At 40.0% G+C, this 410-nt stretch carries 1 pseudogene; it reads right to left on the bottom strand.

The window, feature by feature from the left end:
- Positions 1-410, bottom strand: a pseudogene (locus Q0891_RS17245) (hypothetical protein); the annotation flags it as partial.

The raw sequence follows: 410 nt of genomic DNA, 5'->3' as shown, positions 1-410 counted from the left end.
TTTGTTACAGTCAATTCTGGATTGTCATCTAAAATAGTTACCGTTGGATCATTCGTTGGATCATTATCATCTGTGCCATCGCCATCTGGTGAATCTACAGTTTCATTGTTAGCAATCGCATTACCATTTGGATCTACGTCTGTATCCGAATCATCACTGACATCGTCTGTGCCACTTGGACTGTCGCCTGTTGCACTTGCACTGTTCTCAATATAACCATTAGCAATGTCTGTTGCTGTAATTACTTGACGAACAACAAAGGTTGCACTCTCGCCTGATGCTAAACTTGCAATTGGTGTCGTGCCTGAGATAATCGTAACGTTTGGATCAATTAAATCAATGTCTGTTAAGGTTACGTTTCCTGTATTGCTTACCGTAATCGTGTAATCTATAGTGTCATCTATTAAACC

Source organism: uncultured Winogradskyella sp. (genome assembly GCF_947498005.1).
Lineage (GTDB): Bacteria > Bacteroidota > Bacteroidia > Flavobacteriales > Flavobacteriaceae > Winogradskyella.
This window is presented reverse-complemented; position numbering and strand designations above follow the sequence as displayed.